16 protein-coding genes and 1 riboswitch are annotated in these 14,840 nt (G+C 66.3%); of the genes, 12 read left to right on the top strand and 4 right to left on the bottom strand.

Annotation, left to right across the window (positions count from 1 at the left end; genetic code table 11):
* Positions 1-106: 106 nt before the first annotated feature.
* A complete protein-coding gene (gene pyk, locus MKP08_RS01920; protein WP_215227305.1) occupies positions 107-1,585 on the bottom strand; it encodes a pyruvate kinase in 1,479 nt (492 codons plus the stop codon).
* A 58-nt stretch (positions 1,586-1,643) separates the two neighbouring features.
* Between pyk and MKP08_RS01915 the strand changes: the two genes are divergently transcribed.
* The 8 genes from MKP08_RS01915 (at position 1,644) to MKP08_RS01880 (ending at position 6,441) form a co-directional block, all read left to right on the top strand.
* Positions 1,644-1,958, top strand: coding sequence for a DUF1244 domain-containing protein (locus MKP08_RS01915; RefSeq protein WP_241555506.1), 315 nt, complete (start codon positions 1,644-1,646; stop codon positions 1,956-1,958).
* Positions 1,959-2,041: 83 nt separating this feature from the next.
* Positions 2,042-2,278, top strand: coding sequence for a DUF2312 domain-containing protein (locus tag MKP08_RS01910; RefSeq protein ID WP_215227306.1), 237 nt, complete (start codon positions 2,042-2,044; stop codon positions 2,276-2,278).
* 152 nt (positions 2,279-2,430) lie between these two features.
* Positions 2,431-3,246, top strand: a complete 816-nt coding sequence (locus MKP08_RS01905) for an SDR family oxidoreductase (protein WP_241555505.1) — start codon at positions 2,431-2,433, stop codon at positions 3,244-3,246.
* A gap of 16 nt (positions 3,247-3,262) precedes the next feature.
* Complete coding sequence (locus MKP08_RS01900) at positions 3,263-3,610, top strand: heavy metal-binding domain-containing protein (RefSeq protein WP_306300109.1); 348 nt, start codon at positions 3,263-3,265, stop codon at positions 3,608-3,610.
* Between the two features lie 344 nt (positions 3,611-3,954).
* Positions 3,955-4,701: a YebC/PmpR family DNA-binding transcriptional regulator gene (locus MKP08_RS01895; RefSeq protein ID WP_241554659.1), complete on the top strand. Its 747-nt coding sequence runs from the start codon at positions 3,955-3,957 to the stop codon at positions 4,699-4,701.
* Positions 4,701-5,051 carry a DUF3147 family protein gene (locus MKP08_RS01890; RefSeq protein ID WP_241554658.1) on the top strand — a complete coding sequence of 117 codons (351 nt, stop codon included), beginning with the start codon at positions 4,701-4,703 and terminating at the stop codon, positions 5,049-5,051. The genes MKP08_RS01895 and MKP08_RS01890 overlap by 1 nt, the downstream gene beginning before the upstream one ends.
* 13 nt (positions 5,052-5,064) lie before the next feature.
* On the top strand, positions 5,065-5,535 hold the full coding sequence (ruvC, locus tag MKP08_RS01885) for a crossover junction endodeoxyribonuclease RuvC (protein WP_241554657.1): 471 nt from the start codon (positions 5,065-5,067) through the stop codon (positions 5,533-5,535).
* A gap of 69 nt (positions 5,536-5,604) precedes the next feature.
* Positions 5,605-6,441, top strand: a complete 837-nt coding sequence (locus MKP08_RS01880; protein ID WP_241554656.1) for a hypothetical protein — start codon at positions 5,605-5,607, stop codon at positions 6,439-6,441.
* Positions 6,442-6,461: 20 nt separating this feature from the next.
* Here MKP08_RS01880 and MKP08_RS01875 read toward each other — a convergent pair whose 3' ends face one another.
* Positions 6,462-7,031: a TMEM165/GDT1 family protein gene (locus MKP08_RS01875; RefSeq protein WP_241554655.1), complete on the bottom strand. Its 570-nt coding sequence runs from the start codon at positions 7,029-7,031 to the stop codon at positions 6,462-6,464.
* 91 nt (positions 7,032-7,122) lie between these two features.
* Positions 7,123-7,230, bottom strand: a riboswitch (yybP-ykoY riboswitch).
* 187 nt (positions 7,231-7,417) lie between these two features.
* Here MKP08_RS01875 and MKP08_RS01870 point away from each other — a divergent pair.
* On the top strand, positions 7,418-7,762 hold the full coding sequence (locus MKP08_RS01870) for an ArsC family reductase (RefSeq protein ID WP_241554654.1): 345 nt from the start codon (positions 7,418-7,420) through the stop codon (positions 7,760-7,762).
* Positions 7,756-8,799 carry a glycerophosphodiester phosphodiesterase gene (locus MKP08_RS01865; protein ID WP_373418060.1) on the top strand — a complete coding sequence of 348 codons (1,044 nt, stop codon included), beginning with the start codon at positions 7,756-7,758 and terminating at the stop codon, positions 8,797-8,799. The genes MKP08_RS01870 and MKP08_RS01865 overlap by 7 nt, the downstream gene beginning before the upstream one ends.
* Before the next feature lie 4 nt (positions 8,800-8,803).
* Here the strand turns inward: MKP08_RS01865 and ubiG are convergent, their stop codons facing one another.
* The gene (gene ubiG / locus MKP08_RS01860; protein ID WP_241554653.1) at positions 8,804-9,562 is read right to left on the bottom strand and encodes a bifunctional 2-polyprenyl-6-hydroxyphenol methylase/3-demethylubiquinol 3-O-methyltransferase UbiG; all 759 of its coding nucleotides are present in this window, start codon (positions 9,560-9,562) and stop codon (positions 8,804-8,806) included.
* Positions 9,563-9,635: 73 nt separating this feature from the next.
* On the opposite strand from ubiG, the gene MKP08_RS01855 reads away from it, so the two are divergent.
* Positions 9,636-10,919 carry an aspartate kinase gene (locus tag MKP08_RS01855; protein ID WP_215229743.1) on the top strand — a complete coding sequence of 428 codons (1,284 nt, stop codon included), beginning with the start codon at positions 9,636-9,638 and terminating at the stop codon, positions 10,917-10,919.
* 261 nt (positions 10,920-11,180) lie between these two features.
* Here MKP08_RS01855 and MKP08_RS01850 read toward each other — a convergent pair whose 3' ends face one another.
* A complete protein-coding gene (locus MKP08_RS01850) occupies positions 11,181-11,468 on the bottom strand; it encodes a hypothetical protein (RefSeq protein ID WP_256969987.1) in 288 nt (95 codons plus the stop codon).
* 89 nt (positions 11,469-11,557) lie between these two features.
* On the opposite strand from MKP08_RS01850, the gene MKP08_RS01845 reads away from it, so the two are divergent.
* The gene (locus MKP08_RS01845; RefSeq protein ID WP_241554651.1) at positions 11,558-14,830 is read left to right on the top strand and encodes a type ISP restriction/modification enzyme; all 3,273 of its coding nucleotides are present in this window, start codon (positions 11,558-11,560) and stop codon (positions 14,828-14,830) included.
* The last annotated feature ends 10 nt before the right edge of the window (positions 14,831-14,840 follow it).

The following is a 14,840-nucleotide window of genomic DNA, read 5'->3' as shown; positions in this document are numbered from 1 at the left end:
GGCCAGCTCGGCAAGCGCGTGAACGCCGCCGATCCCGGAATGGCACAGTTGTCAAGGCTCGAAGGCGGGCGGTATCGTATCCGGCCCGCCGATGGGCGCGCGTTCCTTATTCCGCGTGCTGGTCCAGCTCGTTGCCGGTCAGGGTGACGACGTGCAGCAGATTGGTGCTGCCCGGCGTACCGAAGGGAACGCCCGCCAGCGCGATCAGCTTCGCGCCGGCTTGGCCGAACCCATGGCGCAAGGCCATGCGCTTGCCCTTGGCGATCATCTCCTCGAAGCTGCCGATGTCGCGCGTCGCCACTGCGTGTGCGCCCCAAAGCAGGGCCAGCCGACGGGCGATCCGGGTCGATGGAGTCAGCACCAGCATCGGCACCTTGGGCCGTTCGCGCGCCACGCGCCGGGCCGTGCTGCCCGATCCCGTGAACACCGTGACGGCCCCGATCGGCACCGTATCGGCGATGGTCATGCAGGCATGGGCGAGGGCATCCGCCGTGGTCGGATCGGGCGCGGTTTCGAGGAAGCGCACGCGGCCGAGATAGGCATCGTCGTTTTCCACCTGCCGAGCGATGCGGTGCATGATCGTGACCGCTTCCTCCGGCCAGTCGCCCGCCGCGGTTTCCGCGCTCAGCATCACCGCATCGGCGCCATCGTAAACCGCATTGGCGACGTCGGACACCTCGGCGCGGGTCGGGGTCGGGCTCTCGATCATCGATTCGAGCATCTGCGTCGCGACGATCACCGGCTTGCCCGCCAAGCGCGTGTCGTTGACAATGCGCTTCTGCAGCGGCGGGACTTCTTCGGGATCGAGTTCGACGCCAAGGTCCCCGCGCGCCACCATCACGCCGTCGGACAGCTCGATGATCTCGGCCAGGCGGCGCACCGCCATGGGTTTCTCGATCTTGGCGCACAGCGCGGGTATCTGCGCACCGCCGCCCATCAGCTTGCGCGTTTCCGCCAGATCGTCGGGCCGCTGGACGAAGGAGAGACCGATCCAGTCCGCGCCCTGCTCCACCGCGAAGGCGAGGTCGCGCCGGTCCTTTTCGGTCAACGCCGGAATGGGAATCTCGGCATCGGGCACGTTCACACCCTTGCGGTCGGAGATGACCCCGCCGACCTCGGCCGAGCACAGGATCTCGTTCTCGTCCGCGCGGATCACACGCAGCTTGATCTTGCCATCGTTGATCAGGAGGCGCTGCCCCTTCTCCAGCAGGCCGAACAGTTCGGGATGGGGGAGCTCGACCCGGGTTTCGTCGCCGGGTTCTGGATTGCGGTCGAGCGTGAAGTGGCCCGAATGCCGGATCACCGCCTTGCCGTCCTTGAACGTGCCGACGCGCAGTTTCGGCCCCTGCAGGTCGCAGAAGATCGCGATCGGGCGGCCGAATTCCTTCTCCACCTGCCGGATCGCGCGGATCGTCTCCGCGTGCGTCGCGTGATCGCCATGGCTCATATTGACGCGGAAGGCGTCGGCCCCGGCCTTGTACAGCTTGCGCAGCATTTCGGGGGAGCGGCTGGCGGGGCCGGTGGTGGCGAGGATCTTGACCTTGCGGCCCCTCGGGTCGAACTTGGGCGGATCGAGCTTTTGCATGGAGCAACGCTATGGCACAGGCGCGTTGCAACTCAAGGACGAAGCCGAAGGACCCCGAATGGATACGAATGCACCCGACCCGCTCGATACGCTGGACGATGCGACCGCCGCCGCCGCCTTCCGCCGGCTGGTGCGCCATCTGCGCCACCGGCACGACGCGCAGAACATCGATCTGATGGGGCTTTCCGGCTTCTGCCGCAATTGCCTTGCCGACTGGATCCGCGATGCCGGGTACGAAGGCGACAAGGCCCAGGCGCGGGCGCTGATCCACGGCATGCCAGCCGATGAATGGAAGGAGCGGCACCAGTCGCCCGCCACCCAGGAGCAGCTGGAGCGGATGAAGGCCAGCGTCGCGAAGAACGCGGCGAATTAATCTTTGCGCCAGGGTTCACCACCCGCGCGCGGCTGGCTATCGAGCCGCCAACCGATTCTGATTTTTGCCGGAGAACACCCAAGATGGCCGAAGCCACCGACGACCGCCTGCGCCTGCTGATCGAGCGTATCGAACGCCTCGAGGAAGAGAAGAAGGGCATCGCCGACGATATCCGCGACGTCTATGCCGAGGCGAAGGCCACCGGCTACGACCCGAAGATCATGCGCCAGATCGTGCGCCTGCGTAAGATGAAGCCGGACGATCGCAGCGAGCAGGAAATGATCCTCGACACCTACAAGGCCGCGCTCGGCATGGGTTGAGCTGTTGCCCCGCCGCGACGGGCGCATCGGAACAGGTGCGCGGGCCAAGTGGTTGATCTTTCGAACCTAAAATCGAAGGACCGACCATGACTGAACAGGCTACCGGAAGCGCCGACGCGAATTTCATCCAACCCATCAGCGAAGAGCCCCGCATGCCGGGGCACGAATCGCAGATGGACGACAAGCCCGACTGGCGCCCGCGCTATCCGGGCTCGGGACGGTTGGAGGGCAAGGTGGCGATCGTCACCGGCGCCGACAGCGGCATCGGGCGCGCCACCGCGGTGCTGTTCGCGCGCGAGGGCGCGAATGTCGCGATCGCCTATCTGTGCGAAGACGACGATGCCGAGAAAACCCGCGAGCTGTGCGAGGCGGAAGGCGCGCGTGCCTTCACCTTCCGCGGCGATCTGGGCAAGCAGGAAACCGGTGCCAAGCTGGTCGAGAAGACCATCGAGACGTTCGGCCAGCTCGACGTGCTGGTGAACATCGCGGGCGAGCAGCATCCGGACGAGGATATTCGCGACATCACCGCCGAGCAGCTGCAGCGCACGTTCCAGACCAACATCTTCTCGCAGTTCTATCTGGTCCAGGCCGCGCGGCCGCATCTGAAGAAGGGCGCGGCGATCGTCAACTGCACCAGCGTGACGATGTACCAGGGGCAGCCGATCCTGCTCGACTATTCGAGCACCAAGGGCGCGATCACCGCCTTCACCCGCTCTCTGTCGGAGAACCTGATCGAGGACGGCATCCGCGTGAACGCCGTCGCGCCGGGGCCGATCTGGACGCCGCTCAACCCCTCGGGCGGGCAGCCGAAGGAGAACATCCCCGACTTCGGCGAAAGCACCCCGATGGGCCGCCCGGGCCAGCCGAACGAGGTCGCCCCATCCTTCCTCTTCCTTGCCTGCGACGACTCGTCCTATATGTCGGGGCAGGTCCTGCATCCCAATGGCGGGTCCGTGATCAACGGCTGAGAAGGAGAGAGCCACCATGGCAGGCCCCTGGAAAGACGCGCGCGACATCACCGTGACCACAACGCCCACGATCGAGGGCAAGCCGATCCAGGACTATCTGGGCATCGTGACCGGCGAGGTTATCGTCGGCGCGAACCTGTTCCGCGACCTGTTCGCCAATATCCGCGACATCGTGGGTGGCAGATCAGGGAGCTACGAACGCATCCTGCGCGACGCGCGCGAACAGGCGATCCAGGAACTGCAGGCCGAATGCGGCAGCCGCGGCGGCAACGCGGTGGTGGGCGTCGACCTCGATTACGAGGTTATCGGCGATACCGGTTCGATGCTGATGGTGAGCGCGAGCGGGACGGCTGTGCGGGTCTGACTATTGCCAAGCGCTTGGGCGTGGCTATCCCGCGTAGTGCGCTAGCTTTCGGCGTGACTTTTGCCGCCATCTTCCTGGTTGGCTTCGGACTCGAATATGCTGGAGCGCCATAAGATGGCCAATCGGGTCTCGGCGCATTTATCACCGCGCTGCTTGAGTGGCCGGTGGTCGCGCTTTTGGTCCTTTTCTTCTCCTTTTCTCGCTCTGAGAAATTAACCGAGCGGGCATCGCTGGATTCGTTGATAGTCTCGTAGTTGCCCCCAACCGATCACCCGGTGTAAGGCGCTCCGCACAGCGGGACCCCGCGTTGGGGTCCCCAAAAAGTACCACTTTTTGGGGTAATCATGGCAGGCCATTCCAAGTTCAAGAACATCATGCACCGCAAGGGGGCGCAGGATAAGAAGCGCTCCAACCTGTTCTCCAAGCTCAGCCGCGAGATCACCGTCGCGGCGAAGATGGGGATGCCCGATCCCGACATGAACCCGCGCCTGCGCCTGGCGGTCAACGCGGCCAAGGCGCAGTCCATGCCCAAGGACAACATCCAGCGCGCGATCGACAAGGCGAGCGCGGCGGACGGCGACAATTACGAGGAGGTCCGCTACGAAGGCTACGGTCCCGGCGGCAGCGCGATCATCGTCGAGACGCTGACCGACAACCGCAACCGCACCGCTACCTCGATTCGTACGGCTTTCAGCAAGCACGGCGGCAATCTCGGCACCGAGGGCAGCGTGGTCCACGGCTTCGAGCGGCTGGGCTACATCATGTACCCCGCCGATGCGGGCGGCGAGGACAAGGTGCTCGAAGCCGCGATGGAAGCAGGCGCGGAGGACATCACCAGCACCGAGGATGGCCACGAGATCTGGACCGCGGCGGAGGACCTGCACCAGGTTGCCTCCGACCTCGAGAAATCGCTGGGCGAGGCGCAGGAGGTCAAGCTCGCGTGGAAGCCCAACCTCACCGTCGACATGGACGAACAGGGTGCCTCCACGCTGCTCAAGCTGATCGACGTGCTCGACGATGACGACGACGTGCAGACCGTATGGGGCAATTACGACATCTCCGACGATGTGATGGAGAAGGTGGAGGGGTAATGTGGAGCTTCATCGCCAAGGCGGCGCTCGCCGGGGTGATGATCGCAGCCATAGCTGAGATCGGTCGACGCCTGCCCGCGACCGCGGCGATCGTCGCGTCGTTGCCGCTCGTGTCGGTGCTGGGGATGATCTTCCTGTGGCACGCAAGACCCGATGCGGAGAATATGGCGGTCCATGCACAGGCGACCTTCTGGTACGTCCTGCCCAGTCTGCCGATGTTCCTGCTGATCCCGGTCCTCCTTCGCTCGGGGACCAATTTCTGGATCGCGCTGCTGGCCGGATGCGCGCTGACCGTGGTGCTGTATCTGGGCATGAGCGCGATCGGACCGCGGCTCGGGCTGAAGCTCTGAGCGCAGCTTCGCCATGGTAATACTCGGCCTCGACCCATCGCTCAGCTGCACCGGTTGGGGCGTTATCCGCGCCGAGGGCAGCCGCATCGCGCATATCGCCAACGGCCAGATACCGACGCCGGCGAAAGCTCCGATGGCGCAGCGCCTCGCGGCGCTGCAAGCGGCGCTCGGCGCCGTGATCGCCGAGTACCGGCCCGACCGTGCGGCGGCGGAGGAGGTGTTCGTCAACAAGAACCCGCAATCGACGCTCAAGCTGGCGCAGGCGCGCGGCGCGGTACTAGCCGCGTGCGGCACGGCCGGCCTCGACGTCCGCGAACACGCCGCACGCCTCGTGAAGAAGGCGGTGGTAGGCACCGGGGGTGCGGACAAAACGCAGGTGCAGGCGATGCTGAAGGTCCTGCTGCCCGGGGTGAAGGTAGCCGGCACCGACGCCGCCGACGCGCTCGCCGTCGCCATCGCGGATGCGCACCTAGCCCCCCGCTAGGTCCGTGGCCAGCTCGCGCGCCGATGTGCTAGGCAGAGCTGCCAGATTCCCTGCCGCAGGTCATGCCCCATGATGAAACCCGCCCTGCCACTCGCCATCCTGCTCTCGGCCTCGACCGCGCAGGGGTACGCCTTCTCCGGCGACCAGGCCTTCATCCGGGATCGCGACCTGACCCGTTATCGTATCGCCCACGCCGATCTCAACGACGATGGCAGCGACGAGACGCTGATCTACGCCGAGGATCAAGGAAGCGACGGAGACGGCCTTTTCTGTGGTAGTGGCGGATGCACGCTATTCGTGCTCGCGCACGATGCCAGCAACTATCGTGTTGTAACGAAAACCACGATCACCTGGGCGCCGATCCGCGTGCTGCCGGAGACGAGCAATGGCTGGCACGATCTCGGCGTTCATATCGCGGGTGGCGGCATCCTGCCGGGATACGATGTCAGGCTGCGGTACGATGGGGCAAGCTATCCAACCAACCCGAGCGTCCCGCCAGCGGTAAGGCGTCGCGGGTCGGGCGGGACAACGGTCATTCCGCCGATCGAAGACGAGACTTTTCACCAGATTCATGGGTTGATCCGGCATCTCGACCTTTCTTCCTTCCGCAATTCCACCGGTCCGCGCCGGGAAGCGGGTAAGACGAGTTTCGCCGATTACGGCTTCACGCGGGTGGAGGAGGAAGCGAACGGCGCTACGCTTTACGAACCCGACTTCGGCTGGCTGATGTCGGTCCGCATCCTCGCCCGTGAAGGGAATCGCATGCGGGTATGCTTTTCCGATCGCGGTATGGGGATGGCACGCTATCGTGCGCAGTCCGCGCTCACCGTCGATATGTCGGGCGAGCGCTGGACCGCGAAAGAGGTAGAAGGCGGCTTCGAAGGGTGCGTCAACGACCCCCGCTGAGTGCCTCGGGCGCGTAGGTCCTAGCCCATCGCGGTATCCGCGATCACCCAGATGCCGATCGCCAGGAACAGCAGCGCGGCGATCGCGCGCACCCATTTGAGCGAGACGCGTTCCACGATGGCGTGACCCAGCAACACCGCGGGCACGTTCGCCAGCATCATGCCCAGCGTCGTGCCGATCGTGACCAGCGTCACGCTGGCGAATTGCGCCCCCAGCGCGATGGTGGCGACCTGCGTCTTGTCGCCGATCTCCACGAGGAAGAACGCGACCAGCGTGGTCAGGAACGCGCCGTGGCGCGACGGCTTGGGTGCCTCGTCCTCGTCCAGCTTGTCGGGAACGAGCGTCCACGCTGCCATGGCGACGAAGCTGGCGCCTACGGCGTAGCGGAACCACGCCCCTTCCAGCAGGCTCGCGATCGAATGGCCGAGGAAGGCGGCAATCGCGTGGTTGGCGAGCGTGGCGAACAGGATGCCGAGGATGATCGGCACGGGCTTGCGAAACCGGGTGGCGAGCACGATCGCCAGCAGCATCGTTTTGTCGCCGATCTCGGCGAGCGCGACCACCGCGGCGGATGTAAGGATGGGTTCCATGAACAGATCTCCGGGCCGGGCGAAACGAGACGGCAACGACATCGCACCTCCCGCCCGGCCGGGCGAAAGCGCGATGTCATTGGTCTCGCCCGGGACGGTCCGACCGTCCCCGCCGCGCCATGACCTCTCGGCCAAGTATGTTGACGCGGGCGCACCGCCCGATGATCGGGTGGCGGGCTACTCCCCAGATGACGGGGCGGCGCTAGCAGGCCAGGCCGCGTGGCGCAATGCGCCGCGCACCTGTCCTACGTCCCGCCGAGGCGCTAGGGCGGGTTCATGACCGCGCAACATCAACCCGCTAACCCGTCGGCCGATGCACCGCCAACCGGCGGTTCTTTCGCCGCCAGGACACTGTTCCATGTGTTCCATCCTGTAGGATTTTCCGCATGATCACCCTTTACGGCATTCCCAACTGCGACACCGTGCGCAAGGCGCGCAAATGGCTCGACGCGAAGGGGCTCGCCTACAACTTCCACGATTTTCGCAAGGACGGCGCGGACCGGTACAAGATCCATGCCTGGGTCGACGAGAAGGGCCTGGGCACCGTGCTCAACACCCGCGGGACGACCTATCGCCAGCTCAGCCCCGCGCAGAAGGCGGAGATCGACGGCGGGGGAGCGGCAGCGGTGATGGCCGCCAATCCGGCGATGATAAAGCGCCCGGTGGTCGAGCATTCCGGCGGGCTGCTGGTCGGCTTCTCCGAAGATCGGTGGGAGTCCGCGCTGTGCTGAAATGGCTGGTCGCGCTGGCCCTGCTCGCCACAGCGCAAGTCGCGCCCGCCCAGGCGCAGGGGCAGGGCGGGGCACCGATCGTCATCGCCCATCGCGGTGCGAGCGGGGAGCGGCCCGAGCACACGCTCGCATCCTACGAACGGGCGATCGATCAGGGCGCGGACTATATCGAGCCCGACCTGGTGCCGACCAAGGACGGCGTGCTGGTCGCGCGGCACGAGAACGAGATTTCCGGCACCACCGACGTCGCCGATCATCCCGAATTCGCGGATCGCCGCCGCGCCAAGACGGTCGATGGCGAGCTGGTGAATGGCTGGTTCGTGGAGGATTTCACGCTGGCCGAGCTGCAGACGCTCCACGCGCGCGAGCGGCTGCCCGGTCTGCGCCCCGCCAATGCGCGGTTCGACGGGCTCTACTCCATTCCCACATTCGCCCAGATCGTGAAGCTGGTCCGCGCGAAGGAAGCGGAAACGGGGCGCAAGATCGGCCTCTATCCCGAACTCAAGCACCCGCAATTCCTGTTGCAGGATGCGGGCATCGACACAGTCGACCTGCTGCTGCTGGCCCTGAAGAAGGAGGGGATCGAACCCGCCGACCCGATCTTCATCCAGTGCTTCGAGGTCGAGCCGCTTCGGCGGCTGGCGCAGCGCAGCGATTACCGGCTGGTCCAGCTCGCCTCGGCAGACGGTGGCCCGGCGGACATGCCGGGTACGACCTATGCCGAGATGCTGACCCCGGCGGGCCTTGCCGACATCGCGAAATATGCGGATGGCATAGGTGCGGAAATCCGGGTGCTGCTCACAGACGGCGGCAGCCCGACGCCCGTCGTCGCCGCTGCGCACGCGGCCGGGCTAAGGGTCCATGCCTGGACACTGCGGCCCGAGAACGCCTTCCTCCCGCCCGCGCTTCAACAGCCGAGGGGTGAAGCCGCGCCGGGCAATATGGCAGCGCTGCAAAAGCTGCTCATCGCGGCCGGCGTCGATGGCATCTTCACCGACGTACCAGGGCAGGCGATCGCCGCGCGGGCCGCGAAGTAGCGTTTCAGGCGCGGCGCGCGGCGAGGATGTAGTTGAGCGAGCTGTCGTCCGACAGGTGCAGCCCCTTGTCCGGACGCCAGGCGATGCCGCGGGTCTCGGTCACTTCCAGCCCCGCTGCGGTCAGCAGGTCGGTCAGTTCCTGGGGCGTGACGAAGTCGTCCCAGTGATGGGTGCCGCGCGGGATCAAGCCCGTCAGCTCCGCCCCCTCGACCAGCAGCAGCTTCGATTGCGGGGTGCGGTTCGGGGTGGAAAGGATCAGCAGCCCCTCGTCCGCCAGCGCCAGCCGCAGCGCCGCGATCAGCGCAGGCTTGGATGCCACGTGCTCGATCACTTCCATGCAGGTGACGAGGTCGAATGTGCCGAGCTCGAGTTCGCCCAGTTCGCCCGCATGGTACGCGATGTCGAACCCGGCCTTCGCCGCGTGGTCGCGCGCCACCGCGATGTTCTCCGCCGCCGCGTCGACGCCCGTCACCTCCGCGCCCAGCCGTGCCAGCGGCTCGGCGAGCAGACCGGCACCGCAGCCCACATCGAGCGCGCGCTTGCCCGCCAGCGGGTGGAACCCGGCGACGTCCTTCGCCCAGTGCCGATCGATCGCGGCGCGCACGAATTCCAGCCGCACCGGGTTGAGCCGGTGGAGCATGGCGGAGCTGCCACGCGGGTCCCACCAGTCCGCCGCCAGCCGACCGAAATGTGCGGCCTCGCTGGCGCGGATGGTTGCGCCGTCCGAAGATTTGCTATTCGCAGCAGATGTTGCATCGCCCATGCGCGCTTCGTAACAGCGCGGGCGCGCTCGCACCAGCGGAGAGGATGACGGAGGGACCGTGGCCCGCATCGTGATGAAATTCGGCGGCACCTCCATGGCGGGGACGGAGCGCATTCGCCGCGTGGCGCAGATCGTGCGCCGCCAGGCCGCGCCCCGGCCCGACGGTACGCGCGACGAGGTGGCGGTGGTCGTTTCCGCGATGGCGGGGGAGACCGACCGCCTCGTCAATTTCGCGCGGGAGGCGCACGCGCTGTACGACCCGGCGGAATACGACGTCGTCGTCGCCAGCGGAGAGCAGGTGACCGCCGGCCTCCTCGCCCTTACGCTCCAGTCCCTGGGGCTGGAGGCGCGCAGCTGGCTCGGCTGGCAGCTCCCCGTCCGCACCATCGAATCCCATGCCAAGGCGCGGGTCGAGGCGATCGACAATGCCGCCCTGCTCGACAGCATGGGCCGCGGCTCCATCGCCGTCATCCCCGGGTTCCAGGGCCTATCGGGCGAGGGCCGCGTCACCACCATGGGCCGCGGCGGATCGGACACCAGCGCGGTCGCGATCGCGGCGGCGGTGGGCGCGGACCGGTGCGACATCTACACCGACGTCGACGGCGTCTACACCACCGATCCCCGCATCGTCGCCCGCGCGCGCAAGCTGAAGGCGGTGACGTACGAGGAGATGCTGGAGCTCGCATCCGTCGGCGCCAAGGTGCTGCAGACCCGCTCGGTCGGCCTCGCGATGAAGGAGGGGGTGCGCGTCCAGGTCCTCTCCAGCTTCGTGGGGGAAGACGCGGTCCCGGCGGACGATCTGCCCGGCACGATGATCGTGTCGGAAGCCGAAATGGAAGAACTCATCGAAGGAGGCGAAATGGAACGCCAGCTGGTCACCGGTATCGCGCACGACAAGAACGAGGCTAAGATCATCCTCACCCGCGTGCCCGACAAGCCGGGCGCCGTGGCCGAGATCTTCGAGCCGCTGGCGGGCGCGGGCATCAATGTCGACATGATCATCCAGAACGTGGGCCGCGACAAGGGGGAGACCGACGTCACCTTCACCGTGCCGCAGACCGATCTGCCGCGCGCGCAGGCGCTGCTAGAGGACCGGCGGCCCACCATCGGCTTCAACCGCATCATCACCGACAGCCACATCGCGAAGATCAGCGTGGTGGGCGTGGGGATGAAAAGCCACGCGGGCGTCGCCAGCACCATGTTCCGCGCCCTGTCCGAACGCGGCATCAACATCCAGGCGATCTCCACCAGCGAGATCAAGGTCAGCGTGATGATCGACGAGGACGAGACCGAGCTGGCCGTGCGCGTGCTCCACACCGCATACGGGCTCGACGCCGGGGCCGACGAGGCGGCGTAGGCCGAACCCCTAAGAAATTCGCCATCAGGGTGACGAAGGTGACAGTGCGTCACTTTCGCCGCCGGCGTGTATCTACCTGACATAAGGCGACAATTCCCCGCACACGCCCCCCGGACGGACAGGTGGGCGGCGCGCGGACGCACGCCTGTGCGAAGGCGCGCGCCTGCAAAAGCACCGATCGCATCATGTGCGAGGGGAGGGGGCGAACCCGTCATCCCCCCGCTGGTAGCGCGCGGCGGGCGAGTAGGAAAATCGCGCGGTTCAGGCCGCCATCAGCGTTTCGATCCGCTCCAGCTCACGGAAAAATTCGAAACAGAGCTGGTCACGCTCGTCGTCCGGCAGCCAGCGGGTCATCTGCGGGAACACCACCTTGTTGTAGCGATAGGTGCGCTGATCCCACAGATTCTGCGCCGTCACCGCGCGCGCCGAGGCCAGGATGGCCTGCGCATCCTCGCGCACCTCGTCCGGGTGGGGGAGCCAGCTTTCCTCGGCCTTTTCCTCGGCAAAGCCGAAGCCGAGCTGCGCGGGACCGGTTGAAGTTTCGTCCATTTTCGCTTCGCATTCCGCCTGCGCCAGTTGCATTGAGTGGCTGGCGCGATACCAGAGTGGTATCCGGGAGGGGGCGCGCGTTACAAGCCATGTCTGTGCAAAAACTTGTGGGGGAATTCGGCGCAGCGGCGAAGCCGAAACTGGCGGCTGGCGGACAGCCGGAAGACCAGCTTCGCGGCCCGCTGGAAAACCTGATGCATAGCCTGGCCGAACTCGCTGGCCTGCCGAAGGGTGCGCTCGTGATGACCGGCGAGAAGTCGCTCGCCGATCTGCGCACACGGCCCGATTACGGGGTCGAGGTGCAGCAGGCGCTGGTCGGCTTCATCGAGGTCAAGGCACCGGGAAAGGGCGCCGATCCGCGAAATTTCACCGATGGCCATGACAAGGCTCAGTGGGAGCGGCTGAAATCGCTCCCCAACCTGATCTATACCGACGGCAACGCCGTCAGCCTGTGGCGCAATGGGGAGCGCGTGGGCGATATCGTCCATTTCGATGGCGACGTGCGCTCGTCCGGGGCGAAGCTGAGCGCGCCGCAAAAACTGCTGGCGCTGGTCAACGACTTCCTCACCTGGCAGCCGATCGCGCCGAAGAACCCGGAGCAGCTGGCCGAGACGGCGGCGCGGCTGTGCCGGTTCCTGCGCGACGAAGTGCTCGAGCAGCTCGGGAACGACAACGTCGCCCTCGCCGATTTGCGCGAGGATTGGCGCACGCTGCTGTTTCCCGATGCCGACGATCCGACATTCGCCGACGGGTATGCGCAGGCGGTCACCTTCGGCCTGCTCATGGCGCGCTCGCGGGATATCGCCCTTACGCCCGACCTGGACGATGCGGCGAGGGAGCTGAGCCAGTCGGCGACCTTGATCGGCACCGCCCTGCGTCTGCTGACCGAACAGACCCTCCGCAACAGCCCCGCGCTGAAAACGCTGGCCCGGGTCCTCGACGCGGTGTCGTGGGCGCAGGTGTCCAGGGGCGATCCCGAGGCGTGGATCAATTTCTACGAGAACTTCCTGAGCGTTTACGACAATGCGCTGCGCAGGAAGACCGGCTCCTATTACACCCCGCCGGAAGTGGTGCAGGCGATGGTGCGGCTGACCGACGAGGCGCTGAAGGCACCGGGTCGCTATGGCCTCGCGCGCGGGCTGGCCGACACCGCCGTGCATATCGCCGATCCGGCGGTGGGGTCGGGCACCTTCCCGCTCGCCATCCTGCGCAGCATCGCCGCTACGGTCGAGCATTTCGACACCGCCGGTGCCGTGCCCGGCGCGATCACCGAGGCGGCGAAGCGGCTGTATGGCTTCGAACTCCAGTTCGGCCCCTATGCCGTGGCCCAGCTCCGCCTGCTGGCGGAAATGCAGACGCTGGGGGCCAGCGGCGCTCCGCAATTGTTCGTCACCGATACGCTGGCCGATCCGTTCGCCGACAAGGAGACGGGGCAGGGCATCTACAAGGAAATCAGCAAGTCGCGATTGGCAGCCGCCAAGGTCAAGCGCGAGGCCCCGATTACCGTGGTGATCGGCAACCCGCCCTACAAGGACAAGGCCAACGGCAAGGGCGCGTGGATCGAGAATGGCAGTGGCAACGAGCCCGGCAAGCTGGCCGACTGGCAGCCGCCCGCCGAATGGGGCGTGGGCGCGCATGCCAAGCATCTGCGCAATCTCTATGTCTATTTCTGGCGCTGGGCCGCGTGGAAGGTGTTCGAGCAGGGCGCTGGCGATGCGGGCGAGCGCGACGGGATCGTCTGCTACATCACCGTGGCCGGATTCCTGAACGGCCCCGGTTTTCAGCAGATGCGGGCGGACCTGCGCGCCAAATGCGACGAGATCTGGGTGATCGACTGTTCGCCGGAAGGCCACCAGCCCGCAGTGGCGACGCGCATCTTCCAGGGGGTGCAGCAACCGGTGTGCATCGTGCTGGCCTCGCGCTCCCCCGATACGGATGGGAAGACGCCGGCAACGGTGCGCTATCGCGCGCTGCGGGCGGGCCCGCGCGAGGGTAAGTTCGCCGAACTGGCAAAGGTGACACTGGAAGGCGCGGAATGGGCCGAGTGCTCGCCCAACTGGCAGGCCCCGTTCCTGCCCGCTCGGGGTGGAAGCTGGGCCGATTTCTGGCCGCTCGATAGCGTGATCGGCGATGCCGGATCGGGCGTGATGCCCGGGCGGACATGGGTGATCGCCCCCGATGCGGAATCGCTGAAGCGGCGGTGGGAGCGGCTGGTCGGAGAGAAGGACAAGGCGAAACGATCCGACCTGTTTCACCCCCACGAGGGCGGTGACCGTACGCTGGACAAGGCGGAGAAGAGAGGTCTGCCGGGTCAGCACGAGGAACTGTCTTCGATCGAATATGGAATTGAGCATAGAGGAAGCTCGGACCCCGCCTTCGCCTCCAATGCAAAGGCGGCCTTGCGGGTCAGGCAGGGCATTCGGTACGGATTTCGCTCATTCGATCGCCAATGGATCATCCCGGACAAGCGCGTCATCAACCGGCCAAACCCAGGATTGTGGGAGGGGTTTAGTAAGAACCAAACAATTCTCACTGCTCTTACTAGGCTATCTCCGCAAAATGGACCGGCGATCTCATTCTTAGGCCACATTCCGGACCTCGACCACTTTCACGGTCGCGGCGGTCGCGTCTTTCCGCTGTGGCAAGACGCGGATGCTACCCGGACCAATATCGCGGCGCGGGCGGTCAAGGCGCTCTCCGCCGCGCACGGTGGAGCCATCGATCCGGTCGATGTCTTCGCCTATGTCGCGGGCGTCCTGGCGCATCCCGCCTTCACCGCCACGCACCGCGACGATCTCGTGCGCCCCGGCCTGCGCGTGCCGCTGACCGCCGACAGGGACCTGTTCGATCGTGCGGCGAAGCTGGGGCGCGAGGTGATCTGGCTCCATACCTTCGGCGAGCGGATGGCCGATGGGAAACCGGCAGGCGAGCCGCGCCTGCCACGCGATCGCGCGCCGACCATCCCGGCCGCGCATCCGATCCCGACCGACCCCGAGAACTTTCCCGATACGCTTGACTACGATGCGGGTACGCATACGCTGATGGTCGGAACCGGGCGGGTCGAGAACGTGCCGCCCGAGGTGTGGGAATACGAGGTGTCGGGCAAGAACGTGCTGCGGCAATGGTTCAGCTATCGCAGGAAGGACCGCAGCCGCCCTGTCATCGGCGACCGCCGACCGCCCTCAGAGCTGACGAAGATCCAGCCCGACCACTGGCTGCCCGAATATACCAGCGAGCTGATCAATGTGCTCAACGTGCTCGCCATGCTGGTCGATCTGGAGCCGAAGCAGGCGAAACTTCTGGAGGAAATAGAGGACGGGCCGTTGATCGATCCGCCCCGCGACACCGCCAGCCAGGGCTGACTGCATCTCC

The organism is Erythrobacter sp. LQ02-29 (assembly GCF_022576075.2).
Taxonomy (GTDB): domain Bacteria; phylum Pseudomonadota; class Alphaproteobacteria; order Sphingomonadales; family Sphingomonadaceae; genus Alteriqipengyuania.
The sequence above is the reverse complement of the archived record's forward strand: the minus strand, read 5'-3'. Positions and strand labels throughout refer to the sequence as shown.

Coding starts and splice junctions, on each gene's coding strand:
- MKP08_RS01910 (WP_215227306.1), top strand. CDS start 2,042: ATGGCCGAAGCCACCGACGACCGCCTGCGCCTGCTGATCGAGCGTATC.
- MKP08_RS01845 (WP_241554651.1), top strand. CDS start 11,558: ATGTCTGTGCAAAAACTTGTGGGGGAATTCGGCGCAGCGGCGAAGCCG.
- MKP08_RS01890 (WP_241554658.1), top strand. CDS start 4,701: ATGTGGAGCTTCATCGCCAAGGCGGCGCTCGCCGGGGTGATGATCGCA.
- pyk (WP_215227305.1), bottom strand. CDS start 1,585: ATGCAAAAGCTCGATCCGCCCAAGTTCGACCCGAGGGGCCGCAAGGTC.
- MKP08_RS01850 (WP_256969987.1), bottom strand. CDS start 11,468: ATGGACGAAACTTCAACCGGTCCCGCGCAGCTCGGCTTCGGCTTTGCC.
- MKP08_RS01880 (WP_241554656.1), top strand. CDS start 5,605: ATGATGAAACCCGCCCTGCCACTCGCCATCCTGCTCTCGGCCTCGACC.
- MKP08_RS01900 (WP_306300109.1), top strand. CDS start 3,263: ATGGCAGGCCCCTGGAAAGACGCGCGCGACATCACCGTGACCACAACG.
- MKP08_RS01855 (WP_215229743.1), top strand. CDS start 9,636: ATGAAATTCGGCGGCACCTCCATGGCGGGGACGGAGCGCATTCGCCGC.
- MKP08_RS01895 (WP_241554659.1), top strand. CDS start 3,955: ATGGCAGGCCATTCCAAGTTCAAGAACATCATGCACCGCAAGGGGGCG.
- MKP08_RS01875 (WP_241554655.1), bottom strand. CDS start 7,031: ATGGAACCCATCCTTACATCCGCCGCGGTGGTCGCGCTCGCCGAGATC.
- MKP08_RS01870 (WP_241554654.1), top strand. CDS start 7,418: ATGATCACCCTTTACGGCATTCCCAACTGCGACACCGTGCGCAAGGCG.
- MKP08_RS01915 (WP_241555506.1), top strand. CDS start 1,644: ATGGATACGAATGCACCCGACCCGCTCGATACGCTGGACGATGCGACC.
- ubiG (WP_241554653.1), bottom strand. CDS start 9,562: ATGGGCGATGCAACATCTGCTGCGAATAGCAAATCTTCGGACGGCGCA.
- MKP08_RS01905 (WP_241555505.1), top strand. CDS start 2,431: ATGCCGGGGCACGAATCGCAGATGGACGACAAGCCCGACTGGCGCCCG.
- ruvC (WP_241554657.1), top strand. CDS start 5,065: ATGGTAATACTCGGCCTCGACCCATCGCTCAGCTGCACCGGTTGGGGC.